Origin of the sequence: Mycobacteroides salmoniphilum, assembly GCF_004924335.1 — a bacterium.
Lineage (GTDB): Bacteria > Actinomycetota > Actinomycetes > Mycobacteriales > Mycobacteriaceae > Mycobacterium > Mycobacterium salmoniphilum.
The window spans coordinates 2768830-2790938 of record NZ_CP024633.1 but is presented as its reverse complement, the minus strand read 5'-3'; the positions used below and the strand labels follow the sequence as shown (position 1 = coordinate 2790938).

Below are 22109 nucleotides of genomic sequence, written 5' to 3'. Positions count from 1 at the left end.
CGCAGATGGGCCTTCCCGATAGGCGTGAATACGCAGGGATAAGCTAAGTATCTGCTGATCGAATGAGGTGGATCGAGTATGGCGACATTTGACCTGCTGGTGCGTGGGGGCCTGGTGTTCGACGGGACCGGCGCACCCGGCCAAGCTCTGGATGTCGGGGTTCGCGGCGGCAAGGTGGTGGCCATGGCGCCCGGCCTGTCGAGTGCCGACGCGAGCGAGGTCATCGATGCCGACGGCAAGTGGGTCATCCCCGGCATGGTCGACGTGCATACGCACTACGACGCCGAGGTGCTCGTCAGTCCGGGGCTGGGTGAATCGGTGCGCCATGGTGTCACCTCCGTCATCTACGGCAACTGCTCGATGTCCGCGGTGTACGCGGATCCGGAGGATGTTGCCGATCTTTTCGCCCGGGTCGAGGCCCTGCCGTGGGATGCGGTCCATTCGGCACTGAAGGAGCACAAAGACTGGGACGGACCACGCGGGTACCGCAAGTTCATCGAGTCACTTCCGTTGGGCGCCAACGTCGCAACACTGATCGGGCACTCCGATATCCGTGCGGCGGTCATGGGTCTCGCGCGCGCGACCGACTACGACGAACGCCCCTCGTCCGAGGAACTGGCCCGGATGCGGGCCATGGTGGCCGATGCGCTCGACGCCGGTTTCGTCGGCCTGTCCACCGACCGGCTGCGTTTCTCCAAGTTGGAGGGCACCCGGTTCGCGGGTCGACAGTTGCCGTCCACGTACGCGACCTGGCGCGAGTACGGCGCGCTCTATGACGTGGTGCGCCGGCACGGCGCGGTGGTGCAATCGAACCTCGACGTGGAGAAGCGGCCCGAAACTGTCATGCACTTCCTGCTCAGCGGCGCCCGCCCCTGGCGGCGCTCCCTCAAGACCACCCTGCTGGCGGCCTTTGATCTGAAGAGCAACCGATCGGTGATCAATCTCCTCAAGGCGGCGACTGGCGCCCTGAACCCGCTGCTGCGCTCCCAGGTCAACTTCCAGCTGCTGGCGGTGCCGTTCCATCTGTACTCCGATGGCATGGATTTGGTGATCTTCGAGGAGTTCGCCTCGGGCACGGCGGCATTGGATATCCGCGATCAGCTCCAGCGGGTCGATCTGATCAAGGACGAGGGATATCGGCGACGGTTCCGCAAGGAGATGGCCCAGAAGTACGGAGTAGTGGCCTGGAATCGCGATATGTACGACACGGAGATCGTTGGTTGTCCCGACGAATCGGTGGTAGGCAAGTCGTTTGGTCAGGTGGCAGACGATCGTGGGGTGCAGCCCGTCAACGCCTTCCTTGACCTCGTGTCCGAGTACCCGGGGAAGGTGCGCTGGCACACCACCATCGCCAATGACCGGACCGACATTCTGAATGAGGCCATTAAGTACCGCCACTTCCAGCTGGGCAATAACGACTCAGGTGCGCACCTGCGCAACATGTCCTTTTACAACGCGGGGTTGCGGTTACTCAAGCGCGTGAAGGAGGCCAGCGAGGCGGGTGTGCCCTTCATGCCGCTGGAAGCCGCGGTGCACCGGCTCACCGGTGAGCTCGGTGGGTGGTACGGCCTGGACGCCGGGCGTCTGCGTATTGGGGACACCGCCGATATTGCGGTGATCGACCCTGCGGGCCTTGATGATTCGCTGGAGGAATACCACGAGCAGTTCATGGACGAGTTTGGGGTGTCCCGGCAGGTGTGCCGCAATGACAGGGCGATCGCGGCTACGGTCGTCGGTGGGCAGCGGGTGTACTCCTATGGCACCTTCGTCGAGGGCTTCGGCAGCACGGTCAAGGCGGGCCGGTTCCTGGCCGCGAGCTAGCTGAGCCAGCCCATGTTTTTCCCGAAGGTCTCGGCCGCGGGGGACAGTGAGCCCAGTTCGCTGCTGCGCTGCACGTAACCCTGGATGGCCACCATGAATTGCATCGGGTTGTAGACGTCTTCCTCGTTGGCCCATTGATTGTCGCCGGCGTAGCGGAAGATGCTGATGTTCGTTGCCTCCCAGATGCTTCCGTCGCCGGGGTCCTTCATACGGTTGACCAGCTCGCAGATGACCCAGCCGTGTTCCTCGTCGACGACGTGCCAGTTGGAGAAGTAGTGCGGCATCTCCGCCCCGGGGAACTCCGACATGGTCTTGACCATGGATTCGCGGATGGCGTCGCGGCCCTCGAACGTGCCGTAGGTCGGTTCGATATAGCTGGCGTCCTCAGCGAACAGGTCGGCGTATGTGGCCCACTCACCCTTGGGGCCTATCTCATCGACCACCCGGAGGTGATGGTCGAACATGCTCTGCAGCTCGTCGCGTGACCACTGTCCCATGGCGGGGACACTAACACCGGTCACGATTCCGAATCCGGGCTTCGCCGGTATCACCACGGAATTGAAAGCGGCGCACAGAAATTCGCGCGGCTATAGCAGGCCGAGCTGTTCGAGGTCCTTGGCGTACTTGACGATGAGATCCTCGGTGAGGTGGGGGATATCGATGTTCTGGGCGGCGTGGACGCCCTCGCGGAATCTGATTGCGGGTATGAAGGCCCCGTTGTGCGCGTGTTGCGGGTATCGATACGCGTGCAGCAGGGGTAGCAGCGAGTGCTGTTTTTGTTTTTCGGGTAGGCCGCGGATGGCGGTGTCGAAGCGGTCGAACCACTGGCTGTAGTTGTCGATGCGCTGGATGGGGTAGCCGGCGTCGATGAGCCAGTCGACGAAGTTGTCCAGCGATATGCCGTCGGCATGTGGGTTCACCGAATCGTAGGTCTGAATTGCTTCAGAAGACGCGACCGCGGCGCCGACTGCGGTAATGGCCGATGCCGTGAAATCCGCTGGGAGCCCGTCATAGTGAGCTAGCGGACGTTCACCCGCGGCCTGTTTCTGGTAGAACGATCCGGGTGCGATGCCGGTGGCGATGAGGCTCAGGATCAGGCGGGTGAACTGGTCGGGGACGTTGAGCTGGCCGGTGTAGTGGCTGTGGGCCAGGATCATGTCGGAGCGGAACACCGCGACCGGCAGGCCGCAGAGGTCGTGCGCCTCCCGCAGCAGCACCTCGCCGGCCCACTTCGCATTGCCGTATCCGTTGGCATACCCCTCATCGATGGGCCGGAGCGCGCTGATGGTGCGGATATCTGAATCCTCGTCGAACACCTTGGGATCCACCGACATGGCCACCGCGACGGTCGACAGATAGGTGATGGGCTTGATCTTGGTGGTCAGCGCCAGCTTGATGATTTCGGCGGTGCCAACGACATTCGGGCCGAACAACTGGCTATAGGGGAGCACGTGATTGACCAGTGCGGCCGGGTGCACGATGACGTCCACGGTGTCGGCCAGGCGTTGCCAGGTGTCGGCATCCAGTCCCAGGTTGGGTTCGCCGATATCGCCGGGGAGCACCTCGAGGTGTTCTTTGGCCAGCGCCCGGAAATGCGCCAGTAGTTCGGAGTCTCCGCTGTCGAATGCCTCTTCGAGGCGGCGGTAGGCGGCGTCGGCGTCCTTACCGCGGATGACGGCGATGAGGCTTCCACCGGTCTTGTCCAGGCGTTCAAGCCATTCCAGTGCGAGGAAACGGCCCAGGTAGCCGTTGGCTCCGGTGAGCAACGCCGTCTGCGGGGCTCCGAGCGCTCTGGGCAATGAGGGGGCCGCCTGCAGGGTGGCCTCGTCGATGAACTTGTCCAGGGTCAGGTCGGCGGCGCGGATCTGGGTGTGTCCGGCGCCGTGCACCGTCTCGGCGGTGGGTTGGGCCGATCCGGAGTCGCGCTGCTTTTCGATGATGCGCGCGATGGCGGCCACATCGTTGGCGGCGCTGACGATATCGCCGACCGGAATGTCCACGGCGAAGATGTCGCGGAGCAGATCCGAGAAGGAGAGGGCGGAGAGGGAATCGCCGCCCAGGTCGATGAAGTGCGCCTCTGGGCTGACTTCGGCCGCGGACAGCCCCAGCAGCGCCGTGATCGCACGTTGCACGGTGTCGATTACCGGCTTGCCCTCGTGTCCGGCAGAGTGCAGGGCCTGAAGTTCGAGCGCCTGGGCGCTCGCGATATCGGAGTACAGCTGTTCGAGGCGGGCACCATACTTCTCGTGCAGCTTGGGCCTGGCCAGCTTCGCGATACCGGTCAGCAGGCCGTTGGCGGCAGAGAACGGCTCGGTCTCCACCAGGAAGTCGCGGGGCACCTCGTAGGGCTGCAGTTCCGCGTCGCGGGCTACCTGCTGAAGTGACTCGGCGATCAGACGTCTGAGTAGCTCGTCATCGCCGTGGCTCAGCTCGAATGCCTCGGAGGTGGGTACCACCACGGCCAGCAGGTAAGACCGCTCGCTGCTTCCATAGACGCAAATCTGTTGTATCAGTGGACTGTTGGCGTATTCGGCCTCCAGGTTGGCGATCGCGACGAACTCACCCTGGGACAGCTTGATGACATTGTTGCGCCGGTCGACAATCTGGATCTTGTCGGGTTCGAGCTCGGCGACGATATCGCCGGTCTTGTAGTACCCGTCCGGGTCGAACACATCAGCCGTGACCTCGGGGCGCTTGAAGTAGCCGCCGAACACCGACTCGGCTTTGACCAGCAACTCACCCCGCGGGTGCGGTTTGTCGGTGGAGAAGTAGCCCAGCTCGGGCACGTCGATCAGCTTGTAGTCGATGACGGGCGGGCGCTGGATTCGCCCGTTGCGCACGATGACCCCCGCCTCGGTGGACCCGTACCCGTCGGTGATACGGGCGTCCAGGCAGGATTCGATGAATGCCGCAAGCTCTTCGGACAGTGGTGCTGAGCCGCAGACGATGGTCAAAACACGTCCCCCGAAAAGGTTTTCACGGAACTCACCCTTGACTTCGGCTTCGAGGGCGGCGAGATCGGTGGCGGGATCGACCCCGGCGCGGCGTTCGACCTCATTGCGGTAACGCTGAAAGAGCATGTCGCACACTCGGGGAACGAGAGTCACCACGGTGGGACGGGTGAGGGTGATGTCTTCGAAGAGGGTGGACATATCGCTGGATGCCGCGAAGTAGGCGAGGCCGCCACAGGCCAGCGCGGTAACCAGGCTGCCGCGTCCCATCACGTGACTCATCGGCATGAAATTGAGGTTGATCAAAGGAATTTCGGCCTTGGAGCTCAGAGTGTCGGCCCTCAGCCATGGTTTGGCGACCATCTTCTCGGTGTATGTCGCGCCCTTGGGGGTGCCCGTGCTTCCCGAGGTGTAGATCACCAGGGCCAACGGGTCGTCGCCCTCGTCGGCGGTGAACAGGGGGGCTTCCGGAAGGGCACGCCCGTGCCCAATCACCGCGGATATCACGTCAACGGAAATCGGCAGATCCGCCTCGGCGATCCGGTGCTGTGCGGATTCGATGCTTTCGTGCTGTGTATCGACACCGGGGTGGTAGTCGAAGACCGTGATATGTCGCAGCGACGGCGTGACAAGCGCCGATTCCATTGCCACATCCAATAGCTCGGCGCTCACGGCCAGTACCGAGGGTTCGGATTCGGCAAGGATGGCGGTCCAATTCGATGTGGGCGCGCTGGTCTGTAGCGGTACCGCTACGGCGCCCAGGTGGATGCACGCGAGATCAACTGCGGTGTAGTCGACGCTCGTGAAGCCGAGCATCGCGACAAAATCGCCGGTCCGCACCGGAGCGTGGGCATCGTGATGCCACGCGGAAGCCAGTGCACGCGCCATACCCCACAGCTCGCCGTAGGTGACGGTCTCGAATTCGGGCAGTGGACGTAGTGTCGAGCGACCCGCCTCATCGGTAACGAGCTCCTGGGCCCGGTGTCCGAGGGCGGGACGGTCGGCGTACCCGTCCATGATCGTGGCCACCACCTGTGCGAGCCGCAAACCAGGTACGGCGACGGCGGCATCGACCGCGGTATCGGGTTTGGCCGCACGGAACTGCGGATCCTCGGTGAAGAGACGCCGCACGCGGTCACCCAACCGCTGACGACGTGCTTCCTTCGTGTGGGCAGCGGTGGCGTCGATCGTCATATCGGGCAGCTTACGAAACCGTAGATTCTGTAAGCGCGCGGGCTCACCTGCACCTACAGCAGGCCGAGCTGTTCGAGGTCCTTGGCGTACTTGACGATCAACTGCCGCGACAGATGAGGAATGTCGGTCGTGCCGTCCTGCCCGATCGGACCGATTCCGGCGGCCTGCACCGCGTGCTGGAAATGCTTGGCCGGAACAACCCCGTGGTCTTCGGCGCCGGAGGGCTGTTCGAAGGCGTGCAGCAGGGGTAGCAGCGAGTGCTGTTTTTGTTTTTCGGGTAGGCCGCGGATGGCGGTGTCGAAGCGGTCGAACCACTGGCTGTAGTTGTCGATGCGCTGGATGGGGTAGCCGGCGTCGATGAGCCAGTCGACGAAGTTGTCCAGCGAGATGCCGTCGGAATGCGGGTTCACGCAGTCGTACGTCACATAGGCCTCGGGGCCCTCCGACACTTGCGTGCCCAACGTGCTGATGGCCTCGGCGGTGAAGTCACCCGGGAGCCCGTCATAGTGCGCACGGGGACGCGCAGTCGTGGCCTGCGCCTGATAGAACGATCCGGGTGCGATGCCGGTGGCGATGAGGCTCAGGATCAGGCGGGTGAACTGGTCGGGGACGTTGAGCTGGCCGGTGTAGTGGCTGTGGGCCAGGATCATGTCGGAGCGGAACACCGCGACCGGTAAGCCGCAGAGGTCGTGCGCCTCCCGCAGCAGTACCTCGCCGGCCCACTTGCTGTTGCCGTAGCCGTTGGCGTAGAGCTCGTCCACGGGGCGCACCGCGCTGATAAGCCGGATATCGGACTCTTCGTCGAAGGTGGCCGGATCGACATACGCCGCGACCGCGACCGTCGACAGATAGGTGATGGGCTTGATCTTGGTGGTCAGCGCCAGCTTGATGATTTCGCCGGTGCCAACGACATTCGGGCCGAAAAGCTGCTTGTAGGGCAGTACGTGGTTCACCAGTGCGGCCGGGTGCACGATGACGTCCACGGTGTCGGCCAGGCGCTGCCAGGTGTCGGCCTCCAGACCGAGGTCCGGGTCGCCGATATCGCCCGCGAGCACCTCGAGGTGTTTTCCGGCCAGCGCTCGGAAGTGCTCCAGCAGTTCGGTATCGCCGGTGTCGAACGCCTCCTCGAGGCGGCGGTAGGCCGCGTCGGCGTCCTTACCGCGAACGATGACGATCAGCTTGCCCTCGGTCTTGTCCAGGCGCTCAAGCCATTCCAGTGCCAGGTAGTGGCCCAGGTAGCCGTTGGATCCGGTCAGCAGCACGGTCCGCGGTGTTCCGGTCGCTCGGGGAAGTGAGGGGGCCGCCTGCAGGGTGGCCTCGTCGATGAACTTGTCCAGAGTCAGGTCAGCGGCGCGGATCTCAGCATGCCCCGCTCCGTGCACCGTCTCGGCGGTCGGCCGGTTACCACCGGAATGACGTTGTTCATCAACGAACTTCGCGATACCGCTGAGGTCGTTGGCGGCACTGACGATGACGCCGACGGGGACCTCGACGTCGAAGATATCGCGCAGTAGATCCGAGAAGGACAGGGCAGACAGTGAATCGCCACCCAGGTCGGTGAAATGTGCGTCCGCGGCCAGTTCGGCCGACGAGACACCCAGCAGGGCCTGGGCGGCCTTGAGCACCGTTTCCAGCGCGGGCTTGTCGGGATCGTAATCGGAACGCAGCCGGTGCATTTCCAAGCTCTGCTGCTCGGCGATATCGGCGTACATCTGTTCCAGCCGATCGCCATAGTGCGACTTAAGATTTGGGCGCGCGAGTTTGGCAATGCCGGTCAGCAGACCGTTGCCTTGGGTGAACGGCTGGGGCTCGATGATGAAGTCGCGCGGGATCTCATAGGACTGCAACTGGATCTCTCGGGCAATGTCTTGCAGCGAATCCGCGATGGTCACCTTGAGTGCCGTGGTGTCGCCCTTCGCGGCCGCGACGGCCTCCGGTGTCGGCACCACGACCGCCAGCAGATAGGACCTTTCGCTACTGCCGTACACGTAGATCTGGTGCACCACAGGGCTGTTGGCATACTCGGCTTCCAGTGTGGCGACCGCGACGAACTCGCCCTGGGACAGTTTGAGCACGTTGTTACGGCGATCGACAATCTGGATGTTGTCGTGGGCGAGCTCGGTGACAATGTCGCCGGTCATGTAGAAGCCGTCTTCGTCGAAGACGCCCGCGGTCACCTCGGGACGCTTGTAGTAGCCGAGGAACATACCGTCGGTCTTCAACAGCAGCTCACCGCGCGGATGCGGCTGGTCGGTGGAGAAGTACCCCAGCTCGGGCACATCGACGAGCTTGTACTCGATGACCGGCGGGCGTTGCACGACTCCATCACGGAACACCATGCCCGCCTCGGTGGATCCGTAACCGTCCGTCAGATGCAGCTCGAAGCACGACTCGATGAATTCGCCCAGCTCTTCGGACAGCGGTGCCGAGCCCACCATGACCGCCAAGACGCGGCCACCAAAGAGGTTGTCACGAATCTCGGCCTTGACCTCTGCGGCCACCGCATCTGGATCCGCGGCGTGACCGCTGGCGAGGCGGCGATCCACCTCCGTCTGGAACCGCTGGAAGACCATGTCGCATACGCGGGGCACCAGGGCGAGTGCGGTGGGGCGGATCAGCTCCATGTCTTCGAAGAGCGTTGACATGTCGCTGGATGCGGCGAAGTACCCGAGTCCACCGGTGGACAGTGTTGAGGTGAGTGTGCCGCGGCCCATGATGTGGCTCATCGGCATGAAGTTCAGGCCGATCATGGGCAGGTTCTCGGTCCCGGCCATGACGTCTTCGCGAATCCACCAGCGGCGCACGATATTCTCACTGTGCATGGCGCCCTTGGGGGCCCCGGTGCTGCCGGAGGTGTAGATCAGCAGTGCCAGTGGATCGTCACCGGGGGAAGGTGCGTAGAGCGGGGCGGCGGGAAGCTCTTTGCCGCGGGTGATCACCGCATCGAGCGTCTCGATGGTGATACCGGTTCCGGCGAGCTGTGCGCTGGCGGCGTCGAAGGCCTCGCGTTGCGCATCGACCTCGGGGGTGTAGTCGAACACCACGACCTGCTTGATCGACGGGGTGGCGAGTACCGATTCCAATGCGGTGCCGATCAATTCGACGCTCACGGCCAGCGTGTTGGGTTCGGTCTCGGCGAGAATGGTGGTCCACTGCGACGCTGGTGCACTGGTCTGCAGCGGAACCGCGACCCCGCCGAGAATCATGATCGCCAGATCCAGCACCGTGTAGTCGACGCTGGTGAACCCGAGGGTCGCCACCAGGTCGCCGCCGTTGACCGAATGAGCCGCGTCGTGGTGCCAGTATGCTGCGACAGACGTTGTCCGGGACCATAATTCACCGTACGTCGTGGTATCGAAACGGGGGAGCAGGCGCAGCACGCTCCGGCCGTCATGGTCGGTGACCAGTTCACGTGCACGCTCGCCCAATGCGGGGCGCTCGGCGTATCCGGTCATCAACGTCGCAATGGCCTCGGAGAGATGTAGGCCGGGGCGCAGTACCTGCTCGGCGACCGTGCGATCGGGTGCAGTGGCGCGGAACTGTGGATCGCTCTCGCGCAGATTTTCGATGCGGCGGGCCAGCTGCTCCAGCTGCGGGTCGGTCTCGTTGGTCACGGTCATGGCAGCCTCACATCGACAGGGTGTTCTTTGGAAGTCTGAAAAGTAGATTACCTAAACTAACGATATCTTCAGACATGGTATTCCTCACAACTGGCTCCCACTGTCCGGGATGCGCATGCACCGTCAGCGTCGATGTGGGGTCGGTTGCGCAGGGGTTTGCTATGCGGGGTCGCTCCGGCGCCGAGTGCTCGAGGGCTGCGTGAAGAACCGGCTGGGGCGGATCAGGTTCGGGTGAACTCCACGATGTCGCGCCACCGGCTTCCGGTCGCCGAGGAGAAGGCGAAACCCTCCGGTTCGGTGAGGGTGCGTAGCTCGGAGATTCCCAGGCGATCGGGGTCCAGGAAGATCTCCTGGAAGACCAGCCGCCCGCCGGGCTTGAGCGCCTTGTGCAGTGACCGGATGCAGGCGGTCTTATCGGGGACTTCGCCGATCACGCTGGCGAGAAAGGCGATGTCAAAGGACCTGTCCGGGAACGGAAGTCCATTACTGGCGTCGCCAGAGTGGAATCCTGCGTTCCGACATCCGGCCCGGTCGAGCTTGCGTTTCACCTTGTCGAGCATCTCGGGCTGCACGTCGAACAGGTCGAGATGACCCGAGGGGAGTCGAGGGGCTATCTGCACGCTGAAGATTCCCGGCCCTGGACCGATCTCCAGCACTCGTTCGTCACCGCGCAGCCCCAACCGCTCGGCCACGCCCGCGGGATCCACCAATTTTCGATGAATCGGATTGTCCAGCATGAAGGCCGCCTGGTGCGGAAACGGGAAGTCGCCCACCCTGCGCACCTGGTGTATCACGGTGTCTATCCATGTTGTCGGCATGAAATAAGGGTACCCTTACTTACGCTGCGGTGGGGCCCTCGCTAATGGTGGCCACCACCACTGCCGCCGCTACTACCACTGCCGTAACCGCCACCACCGCTACTGCCGCCTGAACTGGGTGCCTGTGTGACGGTGCTGTACGTCGGTGCCTCCCGTGCGGGCGCTTCGCGTGTGGGTGCCACAGTTTCTGGCGCCGACGCGCGTGATGGGGGCGTCTCACGCTCGACGGGTGTCTGCTTCGCCGGAGCCTCGGTGGGGACCTGCTGGGGGGCAGGTTCTACGGTCGCCCGCGGAGCGGGTGCTTCGGACGTCGGGACCTCATACGTCGGCGTGCTGTGCTGCTTGGTCGGTTCGGGAGCGACCGATGGCTCGGCCGTCTCCGAGGGTGCTGTGGTGACCGTTTGACGTGGCGTAGGCGTCACCGGTGTCTCGTGAGTCGGAGCCGTCGGCGTCGTCACGGGGGCCGATGTCTCCTCCTTCGGTGTTGGTGTGGGAGCCGACGGGCTGGTGGTGGCATCGGTCGGAGACCCGGACGTCGGGGTCGGTGGGTGTGACGGTTCGGTCGACGGGGCCGGGCTCGTCGTGCTGGACGTCGCGCGCGGCTCCGTGGACGGGGCCGGTGTCAGTGGCGGAACCGTCGGCAGTGACGGGGGTGTGAAGTCCTCGGGCACTTGCTTTGGCGGAACCGTAGGCGCCGGTGCCGTCAACACCGGTGGGGCAGAGGGCTTTACCTCGGCAGGGGACACCGATGTGGGTGTCTTCTCGGGAGCCGGAGGTGGGGTGGCAAGTTCCTTGCTGAAGTTTCGGACCGACTTCGTCGACAGATCCTTGATGAGATCCCCCGCCGGACGGGACGACTTGTCGTCGGTGAGGAACTGTGCGAGTGACGCATCGAGGTTCACCACCGGCTCGGCCAACAGCGGGCGGTCGGCGACGCGGGCGGTGCTGGTTACGGGGGACCAGTCACGCTCCAAGGGGTTGTCCCAGCTGCGATTCAGGTTCCAATCCCGATACTGAGCGGGGTTGATTCCATGCGCCTGATCCCACAGGTTGCGGCTGTACACCGGGTTGGTGTTCTGGAACTTCCAGTCGTAGTACTCCCGATACGGGTGATACCTGTCGTACCAACCCTGATCGCGGGGATCGTCGTCGCGGAACTGACCCCATTCGTTGCGGCCATCTCGATCTCGACCGTCGCGGTTGTAACCCGACCAGTTGTAGCCGTCCCAGTTGTAACCCGACCGGTCGTAGCCCCACCGGTCGTAGCCCCACCGGTCATAGCCCCACCGGTCGAAGCCCATGAAGTCGAACCCGTACCGGTTGAAGCCGGACAGTCCCCAGTTGAACCAGTCCAAGACGTTGTATCCGTAGAGCAGAGACCACGACTGGTCGTAGCCGCCCAGATCGAGCAGGTTGGGCGTCAACGGTGGGGCGACGGGAGCCGGCCAGTCGGCAACGGGATCGACCGGAATTCCGGGTGGCGGGGGAGCCGAGTAGGACTGTGGAGCCGGGCCGGGGGCGCTCGCGGCGGTGGCGTAGCCCCAACTCGGCGGCGATGATGCCGGTGCGGCGGGTCCCACGTTGGCGGCCAGGTTGGCGTCGGTGTTCACCTCTGGGGGCGCGGGCAGCGGGGGAAGCTGCTGGGCCTGTTCCGGTGTGTACTGGCGCAGCTGTTGAGTGAGCTGCAGATAAAGGTTCTGCAGCGTGGTGCGCTCAGCGGAGGCGGAGACGAACTCCAATCCCTGTTTGGCCTCATTGAGTGAGGTCCGGGCCTCGGTGAGCTGATCGGGCGAGGGCTGCGTGCCGTTGCCCAGGATGTCCTGGGCGTTTTTGAGCGGGGAGACCACGGCGCGTATGGCGACGTCCTGGGAGTGGGTGGTGAAGACGGTCCTGTTCAATGCCCACAGGGAACCGCCGGGTTCGGCGCCATAGGCCGCGCCCAGAAGCACCGCTACCAGCAGGCCGATCAGCGTCCCGAAGGCCGCCGCACGCAATTGCGGCTCACCGGGCACGTACTTGCTCCACTGTGCGGGCGGTTCGGGGTCGTTCTCGGGGAACTCCCACGCTCGCATCGCCGTGTCCTCGACGGGAGGCGGAACAATCGTCATCTCAACCCTCTGTACTACCGGCGCCCCCGCTACACCCCGCGGAGACAACAACTATCAGCACTCAATACACACAGAACTCTAGGTATTCCATCGCCAGGGTAGTCGCGGTCGTTACCGATTCTCAGTGATCCGGCGGGTTCGGCATCAGCGATGTTGGGGCGCAATCAGTCCCGGTACATTGCCCACAGCGTGGGGCCGTTGGGCGCCGGTTTGATCTCGTCGACCACCCTGAAGCCGAAGCGTTCGTAGAGCGGGTTGTTGCGGATGTTGGAGCTCTCCAAATAGGCCGGACCTTCGATCTGATCGATCTGGTGTTTGATGAGCGCTGAGCCGATACCTCTGCCGGGGACGGCGGCGCCGATGGTCGCCAGATACCAGTGCGGGTGCTTGGGCCGGACGGCCGCGGCAGCACGCGCCAGGGCAATACCGCGGAAGACGCCGAGCCGCACCGCGCCGAGAAGCAACGGGATGGCCCGCATCCGCTGCGCGCCCGGCGGCTCCCAGCTCGGAGGATCCCAATGCGCGGCCCCGACCGCCACGCCGTCCTCGTACAGCAGGTACTCGCCCTGGCCGGAGCCGTGCAAGGCGAGCGAGATCCCGTGGAAAATCGCCTGGTCACGCCGGGGGTCGGAGTTCACCCAACGGATCACGGGATCCTCGGCGAATGCTGTGGCGATCACGCGGTGGGCAACGGCCTCGGTGGTGGAGTCGATGTCTCGGATCTCGCGGGTCATATGTGTTCTACGAGTCCGGTGCGCCGAAGGTTCCCTATCAGCTGTCGCTGTGACGCATCACAACGGCGGCCGTGATCGCGGCGGCCACCAGGATCAGCGTCGATACCCCCGCTACCGCGTGGATTCCGTCGGTCCATCCGGTCCTGGCGAGCTCGGCCGCGGTGGCACCCGCCTCGCCACCGATGTCCTTGGCGCGCGCCATGGCCTGTCCGAGTGTCTCGTGCACATGGGTGCGGGCGGCGAAGATCGCGGAGGCCAGGGCTCCGAACAAAGCCAGCCCGAAGGCCGTCCCGAGCTCAAAGCTCATCTCCGAGATGCCCGTGGCCTGCCCGGCCCGCTCGGTCGGGGCGGCATTGAGCGCTACGGCAGAGACGAACGTAAACATGACACCGGCACCGGCGCCCACGATCACCGTTGCCGCGATGTAGACGCCCACCGGCCCGTGTGGGCCCAGTGCGAGGAGCACCGCGTTGCCAACCGCCATGGCCAGCAGAGACACCACGAATGTCCAGCGCTCCCCGAGTAGACGCTCGATACGTGCTGCGTCCATCGAGAAGTAGGCGACCGTCAGCGCCATGGGCAGTCCGAGGAAGGCGGCGGCCAGCACGTCGAAGCCGAGCACTGACTGCAGGTAGAGCCCGGTGAGGTAGGTCGTGGCGCCGAACGTCGCCATCGCGGCGACGGTGCCGACGATTGCCACGGTGAAGGTCCGGTTGCGGAACAGGTCCAGCGCGAGCAGCGGGTGCGGGCAGCGCATCTGCTGCCGGACGAACATCGCCAGGGTGACGACGCCGATCACTCCGGTGATTGCGACGGATAGCGAGAAGCCATGCGTCGCTGCGGCTTTCACGGCGTATACCAGGGTCATGATTCCGGTCATCGACAGCGCGACGCCGGCGAGGTCGAACGGTTCCAGGACGGGGTTTCGGTATTCGGGGATGAGCGCGTTGGCGGTGAGTAGCAGCACGATCAGCACCGGAACGTTGATGAGGAACACCGAGCCCCACCAGTAGTGGTGCAGCAGCAGGCCGCCGATGACGGGGCCGACGGCGGCACCGAATGAGAAGGCCGCCGCCCAGATGCCGACCGCGAGCGCCTTCTGGCGGGCATTGGGGAACATGACGCCGATAAGCGCCAGGCTGGCGGGGAGCAGGGTGGCCCCGCCGATACCCATCAGCGCGCGTGCCGCGATCAGTGCCAGCGGGGTGGGCGCGAATGCGGCGATCACCGATGCGATGCCAAAAAGTGTTGCACCCCAGAGCATGAGACGTCGACGTCCCCACCGGTCGCCCAGGTTGCCCATGGTGATGAGCAGTCCGGCGAGCAGGAATCCGTACACATCCAGGATCCAGAGCTGTTCGGCCGCCGATGGATTGAGTGACTCGGACAGCCGTGGCATCGCCAGGAACAGCACCGAGACGTCCATCGACACCAGGAACACGGGCAGCAGGAGCGTGGCCAGCCCGAACCAGGTACGTCGTCCAGCGCGGGCGCCTTCCGGCGTCGCGTTTTCGGGCGCAGTGCTCTTGCAGGTGGTCATGGGGTATCGCTCCGGTGATATTGGGGCGCGTACGGCGTACGCAGTAGACTGGGTACACTGTACGCAAATTGGTGAAGCCGGTCAATCGAGTTATGGAGGGAGCATCGTGACCGATCCGCGTCTCACGCTGGAATCGATTGTTGCCAAGGCCATCACGATTGCCGATGCAGAAGGCCTGACCGGTGTGTCCATGCGTAAGATCGCCGAGGCCCTCGGCGTGGGGGCCATGTCGCTATACCGCCACGTCGCCGACAAGGATGCGCTCCTGGTCGAGATGACCGCAGAGGTCACCCGCCGATTCGCCTACCCCGCCGAGATGATGGGTGACCCTGACTGGCGGGCGCGGGTGCGCGTCGCCGTCGAATACGACTTCAATCTGTACAGCACCCATCCCTGGGTGCTGTTGGCGTATGCGGTGCCACGCAACGGGATGCAGCCCGACACTCTGGTGTGTTTCGACTGGTTGCTGGAGGCCTTCGGTCACCTCGGGGTTCCGGTGCCCGAGGCGGCGGAACTGGCGTTTCAGGTGTGGAGCTACTCGCAGGGCGTCGGCCTCGGTGCGGTCGGTGGGCAGCTTGTCTCCCCGGGCGCACGCACCGACTTTTCGGGATTATCCGAGCTGATCGGCGGTAACGCCGAGCTGCCGGAATCCCCGCGACTGGCCGCACTGGTGGGGGTGGGCGACCTGCCGCAGGTGACCAATCCGCGTGAAGTGATCGTCAAGGGTGTGGAGATCCTGTGCGACGGCATCGCGCGGCGCTACGGGTCGCTATAGGTACCCGGCGATGACCCCGGCCTCCTCGCGCAGCCGCGCGGCGGCCTGGGCTTGGCCGAGCGTGTCATAGCGCTCGGCTTCAGTGGCACGGTCATCGATCTGTGCCCGCAGGATGGCGCGCACATCGGCGGGGGAGAGCACCCTACGGGCTACCTCCGCTGATCCGAGACCTCTTGTCGCACCGGCGATATGGGTGTTATCCAGCGTCTTTCGGGCTGTGTCGTCCACTGACTCGGCGTTGTCGATCGCGGCGATCGCCGTCCGCAGTGCGCTCACGGCCGGGCCGTTGCGGGTCTTCATCGCGGCGGTGAGATCGGTGCGCATGGTGGCGCGCAACACACGTGCGTCGTGGGTCGATGTCATGGGGTGTCGAGCGTATCCGCAAGGAGCGGTGGCGACCATCGGATATCCGATGGTGTCAAGGGGATCCGGCTAGGCCGACGCCGTCTTCGTACTCCACGACGTCGACCGTCGAGTCTCCGTGGTCAGGTGTCGCCATCGCGTGGCTCGTCGTCGGAATTGTTGCGCCACTCCGAGAACCGGCGTCGCACGTCGGTGGCGACATCGGTGACGCCCTGCCCGACGACATTGACGACGCCATCGAGCGTGGATCCGAAGTTGCGCAGCGCGGAGATCAGCGGGTCGGTCGAGGAATCGAAATTGTCCTTGTATGACCTTGCCGCGGAGCGGAACTCGGAACCCAGATCGGCCTGTGCGTCCTCGTCGCGTCGCGGATAGTCCCCGCCGAGGATCGCGCCATACTCGCCGCGGTCGATCCACTTGCTGAGCTCGGCGGCCCGCAATACGGAGAACGGGTGCGATTGCAGTTCGAGGTTGAGCAATTTGAGCACGCCGTCACGCATGTCTCCGGTGCGCTCGTACTCGGCCGCCTGGGCCAGAAAGCGCTGCGTATCCATCTCATCGAGGCGTGAGCCCCCGGCCAGCTTCATCTCCACCCGGATCGCGGTGTCCACGTCCTGGCCGCAGAGCATTCCGGCGCGGTCCCCGGACAGCTCGGACTTGCGCTGCCATTCCATGAGCGCGGCGACAACGGCGCGCAGCGCCCACCCTCCGATCGGCATCCAGCCGAGGTTCCCGGCCAGCCGCATCAGGTGCATCAGCATGGTGCGGTACACCGCATGCCCGGAGAGTGCGTGCCCGAGTTCGTGACCGACGATGAAGCGAAGCTCCTGTTCGTTCATCAGGTCCAGCAGCGCGGAGGTCAGCACGATGAACGGTTGGTCCATCCCGATGGTGTAGGCGTTGGCGTATGGCCCCTGAATGACGTAGAGCTCCGGGGTTTCGGGGGCATCAAGGACGCGCGCGCAGTCGTTGAGGGTGTCGTGCAGTGATGTGAACTGTCGATCATCGACGCGGACGGCGGTCGCCAGATACATCAGCCGATGCTGACGTTCCCGCAGCAGCGCGGCCAGCGCCTTGAGGATGGTGTCGAAGCCTTTGAGGCTGCGCAGTGTTTGCAGAGCCGCCCGGTCGGCCGGGTGTTCCCAGGCGCGGGTACTGATTCCGGGAAACTCGGCGTAGGTGCGAGTAGGCAGATCTGACATGATATTCAACCTATCTGGTTACCGTATGGTTCGCGCGCGTCCGGTGACATCGGGGAACGCGACAGCTATTAGCGGATGCCGTGTGGGCAACGCCTGGTCCCGATGTCATGTATCCCCTCCGGAAGCCCTTCTTGTTTGGTCAGACGATCGCGCATGCGTTGTGGTTCCCCCGCACACCTACGCCTTCGTGTTCCGGAGTTCCCTCTGGTACCACTCCGACTTGGTCCTCACCGCGTCCATCAGTGTCGGGTACTGGCCGATCCCGTTGGGGCCACTACCGCCGAGCTCGAACACGGTGCCCGGCTCGTCGCTGAAGTATGAGTGGGCCACGGCAATGATCATCACGTAGTCGTCCTCGGTGCCGAGAACGGGAATCAGTTGGTTGAAGGAGTGGGCACCGAAGTATTCGGGAGTCAGCGACGCGCCTTCGATGTACGCCTTCATGCCCTCCCAGTTCGTCGAGCCGGGCGCCGAATCGGCGAGGGAGAACAAGTCGTCGAAGCCGCAGAATGCGCGCAGGCCGTCGGAGACCTGGAGCAGTTCCCGGTGGTCGGCATCCAGATACAGGCCCCACTGCCGTTCCTTTGCGCGGATGTCCTTGCGTGTCGTCGGCTGGGGCGTGCCGGGAAGGTCGTACAGAGAGTCCTTCTCATGCAGAGCCTTCTGCTGGTCGGCGAGCATCGACACGAGCGAAGACCATTCGTCGTGCCGGGCGGAGCTACTGGGGGACACACACGCACAGAGGAGTGTGGCGATGAGGAAGAGTGTCGCGCTGAACCGCATACGACCCCCAAAACTTGCGCCCATCAGCAACGATAGCAAACAGCACGAAGGCGGGATGCCGAAATTCGACGACCGGGGCCCCATCTTGACAACGGTTGATGTCAACATAATCATTACTCGGGGTTACACGCCTCGGCTCCGCCGTAACGCGAAACAGTCAGCAGCACAACGAGCTATGGGAGACCCGATGCGGGCCGTCAGACACATGATCAACGTTCTTACGAGGCCGGTCAGCGTCAGCTACCCATGGACTCCGACACTGTCCGAGCGCGTGGGCGGTCGGACGGTGTTGATCACCGGCGCGTCGAGCGGGATCGGCCGCCGGCTGGCCGAGAGGGTCGCGGAGGCGGGCGCTCGTGCGATTGTCACCGCACGCCGGGCCGATGAACTCGACGACGTGGTGCGCGAGATCGCTGTGCGGGGCGGTATCGCGCACGCGGTGCCCGGCGATCTATCGACGAGTGACGGCGCGGATGCGGTCGCCACCGAAGTACTCGAACGCTATGGGGCGCCAGATACTTTGGTGCTGAACGCGGGCAGATCGATCATGCGGTCGCTCGCCGACTCCGAACACCGGCTGCACGACTACGAGCGGACCGTGGCGATCAATTACCTCGGTGGTGTGGGCCTGGTGCTGCGCCTGCTGCCGGGCATGCGTGCCCGTGGCTCGGGGCATATCGTGCACAGCTCGTCGATTGGAGTGCTGGGCAACCTGCCCGACTTCTCTGCCTATGTCGGGTCGAAGGCGGCCATGGATGCGGTACTGCGTATCGCGGGCATCGAGAGCCGTGCCGACGGAGTGCGCGTCACCAACGTTCATCTCCCGCTGGTGACGACCGACATGATCGCCCCGTCGGACTGGAGCCAGTACGCATCGCTGACGCTGGAGGAGGGCGTCGACATGGTCGTCGATGCGCTCAGGCGGCGCAGTCGCGAGGTGAACAACCCACTGGGCATCTTGTACCGGGATTCCTACCGTGTACTACCGGGAATCGTGAGCCGGGTGCAGAACGATTACTACCGTTGGTATTCGGGCCGCGGCCGGAGCCCGGAAGGCCAGGTGGAAGCGGTGGCCGGCCCGTTGAGGTAGACCCCAACGGGCCCCTCTGCGTGGATATACTCGCCGACCTATGGACAGCGTGCCTACCGCCCTCTCGGCGCCGAGCGGGTCGGCTGAGCAGCGTGGTGTGAATGAGCCGGGGCACCCCGACAAGCTCGACGCCGCACTGCTGCGGATCGCTGGCGTCTGCGGTTTGGCCAGCGTGATGGCATTTTTGGACAGTACGGCTGTGGCGGTCGCTCAGCGGACCTTTGTCGCCGAGTTCGGCTCCAGTCAGGCCGTCGTGTCCTGGACCATCGCCGGTTACATGCTTGCCTTCGCAACAGTGATCCCGATGACCGGATGGGCTGCCGACCGTTTCGGCACAAAACGTCTGTTCATGGGCGCCGTCCTGGTATTCACGGTTGGCTCGTTGTTGTGCGCGGTGTCCCCAAACATCTTGTTGCTCATTATCTTCCGTGTGATTCAGGGCATTGGTGGTGGCATGTTGATGCCACTGAGCTTCATGATCTTGACCCGTGAGGCGGGCCCGAAGCGCCTTGGCAGAGTGGTCGCCCTAGGAGCGGCGCCCTTCTTGCTCGGCCCGATCGGTGGGCCGATCCTGGGGGGATGGTTGATCGGCAGCTACGGCTGGGAATGGATATTCCTGATCAACCTGCCGATCGGGTTGAGTGCCATCGTGCTGGCGGCCTTCATGTTTCCCGGGGATAACCCCGAGCCTTCAGAGAAACTCGACGTGGTGGGCGCACTGTTGCTCTCACCCGGCGTGGCGATGTTGCTTGTCGGGATGTCGGCGATCCCCGGGCGCGACAGCATGGCCGACCGACATGTCCTGCTACCCGTCATCATCGGTTCCGCACTGATTTTTGCGTTCGTCGTGCACACCAGGAACCGCGCGTCGCATCCTCTTGTCGACCTACGGCTGTTCGAAAATCGTGTGGTCAGGTGGGCCAACATCACGCAGTTCGCCTTCGCCGCCACCTTTGTCGGCGTCAGCTTGCTTGTGCCGAGTTACTTCCAGGTGGTGCTGCATCAATCGCCGATGCGGTCCGGGATATCCATGGTGGCAATGGGAGTCGGTCTCGTGCTGACCATGCCCCTCGCGGGGATCTTCATGGACAGGCGCGGGCCAGGGACGATTGTGCTGATTGGCCTCCCGTTGATTGCGGTGGGCTTGGGCATCTTCACATTCGGTGTGGCGCGACAAGCAGATTTCTCGCCGATACTGCTGGCCGGGTTAATGGTCATGGGCATGGGGGTTGGCTGCACGTCGACGCCACTGTCAGCGGCCTGCGTGCAGTCGCTGGCACCGTCCCAGATCGCGCGGGGCACCACGCTGCTGAGCGTCAACGATCAGGTGGGCGGATCTGTGGGGGCCGCGTTGATGGCAACGCTGTTGACCAATCAATTCAATCGTGCCGGAGGCGGAATTCAGGTCGATCCGTTGTCCATAGCGGAGGGAGAAACCGGGAGTCGTGGAATATCGAGTGGCCCGGTGGTGAATCCGATTTCAGATTTTGCGATAAATGCTCCGCAGTGGCTTTCGCACGCGTACACGACGGTATTCTTCGTTGCTGTTGCATTAGCGGTGGTCACCATTGTTCCTGCAGTCTTTTTGCCGAGGAAGTTGGTGGTGGGCGCCGACGTCTGAAGATTTTCGTTTCGTTTCGTTCCGTGCGCTCGTGCAGGTTAGCGGCCTGATACCCGACCCCGGGGTCCCTTCCTGTGGGTTAGGGAAGGCTTGCGTAACCTGAGGAAACCCTTAAGCTGATCTGCCAGTGGTGTTCAACTTGTGGGCATAAGCCCTGACCAGCGCTTAAGAGCTAAGGGGTTGTGTATGCGCATTGTGTCGTTCGGATATCAGGTCTGGGGCTACCGAACCCTGCAGGCCTTGATCGATCTGGGGCACGAGGTCGTTCTTGCGGTCACTCATCCGGCCAGCGAGGAGGCGTACAAGGCGATTTGGTCGGCGCCGGTCGATGAACTCGCGCGTGAGCATGGCATTCCCGTGCATTTCACCACACGGGTGGACGCCGAAACTATCAATCTGGTCAAGAGTGCCGAGCCTGATGTCATCGTCGTCAATAGCTGGTACAACCGGATGCCTGTCGAACTCTATGATTTCCCGCCACATGGCACCCTGAATTTCCATGATTCGCTGCTGCCGAAATTCACCGGATTTTCCCCTGTTCTATGGACGTTGATCAGCGGCGAATCCGAATTCGGATTGACTGTGCACCGCATGGATAGCGGCCTGGATACCGGTGACATTCTGGTGCAGCATGCGCTGCCGATCGGCCCTGCCGATACCGGCACCGAGCTGGTGCTGCGTGGGATGGATCTGATTCCGGGGGTGCTGGCCGAAGCGCTGAGTGCGCTGGAGTCCGGCAACGCCGTGTGGCGGCCGCAGAACAAGGCCGAACGGACCTACTGCCACAAGCGTTCAGAGCGCGACAGCGCGATCGACTGGAGCTGGCCGGCCGAGGATATCGAACGATTCGTGCGTGCATTGTCGGAGCCGTACCCGCGCGCGTTCACCTTCTACGAGGGGCAGCGGATCGAGGTGTTGGAGGCACGCATCTCCGAGGCCCGCTACGGCGGGACGCCGGGGCGGGTGATCGTTCAGGAGGAAGGCGGGGTGGTGGTGTGTGGGTCCAATGCCTATCGCGTCGGCAACCGCGGACTGGTGATCACCCGCATTCGTTGCGCCGACGGCATTGAGCGCAGCGGCGAAGAATACTTCCGGCGCGGGGGATATCTCAACAGCCACACGTGATCTCGAGGTGGCAGAACCGGTGCTGACTGCAGCGCCGTTGCGCTTGGGTCGTGATGATGAGGAAAACGATGCAAACCAATCCCTTTGACGATGACAGTGCCAGCTTTCTCGTTCTGGTCAACGATCAGGAACAACACAGCCTGTGGCCGTCCTTCGCCGATGCCCCGTCGGGCTGGCGCGTGGTCTACGGTCATGCTGGCCGCGCAGCGTGCCTCGAGTACATCGATGAGCATTGGCCCGACATACGGCCCAAGGACCTACGCCAAAGACTCGCGTAGAGGACCTATTCGCCTTGCGCAACAAGGTATCTCACCGCTGATTTTTCAGACGCCAGTACGCAGGCCCAAGTAGGGAGTTCGTCGTC

At 63.9% G+C, this 22109-nt stretch carries 16 protein-coding genes; 6 read left to right on the top strand and 10 right to left on the bottom strand.

The features are described 5' to 3' along the window. The first annotated feature begins 78 nt into the window (after positions 1-78). A complete protein-coding gene (locus DSM43276_RS13760) occupies positions 79-1821 on the top strand; it encodes an N-acyl-D-amino-acid deacylase family protein (RefSeq protein WP_078330043.1) in 1743 nt (580 codons plus the stop codon). Here DSM43276_RS13760 and DSM43276_RS13755 read toward each other — a convergent pair. The 7 genes from DSM43276_RS13755 to DSM43276_RS13725 all read right to left on the bottom strand — a co-directional run bounded on the left by DSM43276_RS13755 (position 1818) and on the right by DSM43276_RS13725 (position 14786). Then, positions 1818-2318: a nuclear transport factor 2 family protein gene (locus DSM43276_RS13755; protein ID WP_078287864.1), complete on the bottom strand. Its 501-nt coding sequence runs from the start codon at positions 2316-2318 to the stop codon at positions 1818-1820. The genes DSM43276_RS13760 and DSM43276_RS13755 overlap by 4 nt on opposite strands. A gap of 90 nt (positions 2319-2408) precedes the next feature. Then, positions 2409-5966: a carboxylic acid reductase gene (gene car / locus DSM43276_RS13750; protein WP_136629086.1), complete on the bottom strand. Its 3558-nt coding sequence runs from the start codon at positions 5964-5966 to the stop codon at positions 2409-2411. A gap of 53 nt (positions 5967-6019) precedes the next feature. Then, on the bottom strand, positions 6020-9586 hold the full coding sequence (gene car, locus DSM43276_RS13745; RefSeq protein ID WP_136629084.1) for a carboxylic acid reductase: 3567 nt from the start codon (positions 9584-9586) through the stop codon (positions 6020-6022). Positions 9587-9807: 221 nt separating this feature from the next. Beyond that, positions 9808-10389 (bottom strand): class I SAM-dependent methyltransferase, encoded by a 582-nt coding sequence (locus DSM43276_RS13740; RefSeq protein WP_078330176.1) that lies wholly within the window; start codon positions 10387-10389, stop codon positions 9808-9810. Between the two features lie 56 nt (positions 10390-10445). Further along, entirely contained in the window at positions 10446-12512 is a 2067-nt protein-coding gene (locus tag DSM43276_RS13735; RefSeq protein WP_078330041.1) for a hypothetical protein, read from the bottom strand. Positions 12513-12676: 164 nt separating this feature from the next. Further along, positions 12677-13246, bottom strand: coding sequence for a GNAT family protein (locus tag DSM43276_RS13730; protein ID WP_078330040.1), 570 nt, complete (start codon positions 13244-13246; stop codon positions 12677-12679). A gap of 37 nt (positions 13247-13283) precedes the next feature. Further along, positions 13284-14786, bottom strand: coding sequence for an MFS transporter (locus DSM43276_RS13725; protein ID WP_078330039.1), 1503 nt, complete (start codon positions 14784-14786; stop codon positions 13284-13286). Between the two features lie 106 nt (positions 14787-14892). Here DSM43276_RS13725 and DSM43276_RS13720 point away from each other — a divergent pair, with 106 nt between their 5' ends. After that, on the top strand, positions 14893-15561 hold the full coding sequence (locus DSM43276_RS13720; protein WP_136629083.1) for a TetR/AcrR family transcriptional regulator: 669 nt from the start codon (positions 14893-14895) through the stop codon (positions 15559-15561). Here DSM43276_RS13720 and DSM43276_RS13715 read toward each other — a convergent pair. The 3 genes from DSM43276_RS13715 to DSM43276_RS13705 all read right to left on the bottom strand — a co-directional run bounded on the left by DSM43276_RS13715 (position 15556) and on the right by DSM43276_RS13705 (position 17813). After that, positions 15556-15924: a GatB/YqeY domain-containing protein gene (locus DSM43276_RS13715; protein ID WP_136629081.1), complete on the bottom strand. Its 369-nt coding sequence runs from the start codon at positions 15922-15924 to the stop codon at positions 15556-15558. The genes DSM43276_RS13720 and DSM43276_RS13715 overlap by 6 nt on opposite strands. A gap of 122 nt (positions 15925-16046) precedes the next feature. Continuing rightward, the gene (locus tag DSM43276_RS13710) at positions 16047-17126 is read right to left on the bottom strand and encodes a M48 family metallopeptidase (protein WP_078330037.1); all 1080 of its coding nucleotides are present in this window, start codon (positions 17124-17126) and stop codon (positions 16047-16049) included. 177 nt (positions 17127-17303) lie between these two features. After that, positions 17304-17813 (bottom strand): SMI1/KNR4 family protein, encoded by a 510-nt coding sequence (locus DSM43276_RS13705; protein WP_078330175.1) that lies wholly within the window; start codon positions 17811-17813, stop codon positions 17304-17306. A gap of 283 nt (positions 17814-18096) precedes the next feature. Here DSM43276_RS13705 and DSM43276_RS13700 point away from each other — a divergent pair, with 283 nt between their 5' ends. The 4 genes from DSM43276_RS13700 to DSM43276_RS13685 all read left to right on the top strand — a co-directional run bounded on the left by DSM43276_RS13700 (position 18097) and on the right by DSM43276_RS13685 (position 22023). Next, positions 18097-18999, top strand: a complete 903-nt coding sequence (locus DSM43276_RS13700; RefSeq protein ID WP_078330174.1) for an SDR family NAD(P)-dependent oxidoreductase — start codon at positions 18097-18099, stop codon at positions 18997-18999. 40 nt (positions 19000-19039) lie between these two features. Further along, the gene (locus tag DSM43276_RS13695) at positions 19040-20620 is read left to right on the top strand and encodes a DHA2 family efflux MFS transporter permease subunit (protein WP_078330036.1); all 1581 of its coding nucleotides are present in this window, start codon (positions 19040-19042) and stop codon (positions 20618-20620) included. A gap of 186 nt (positions 20621-20806) precedes the next feature. After that, positions 20807-21745: a methionyl-tRNA formyltransferase gene (locus DSM43276_RS13690; RefSeq protein WP_078330035.1), complete on the top strand. Its 939-nt coding sequence runs from the start codon at positions 20807-20809 to the stop codon at positions 21743-21745. 68 nt (positions 21746-21813) lie between these two features. Then, positions 21814-22023, top strand: a complete 210-nt coding sequence (locus DSM43276_RS13685) for an MbtH family protein (protein WP_078330034.1) — start codon at positions 21814-21816, stop codon at positions 22021-22023. Positions 22024-22109 lie beyond the last annotated feature (86 nt).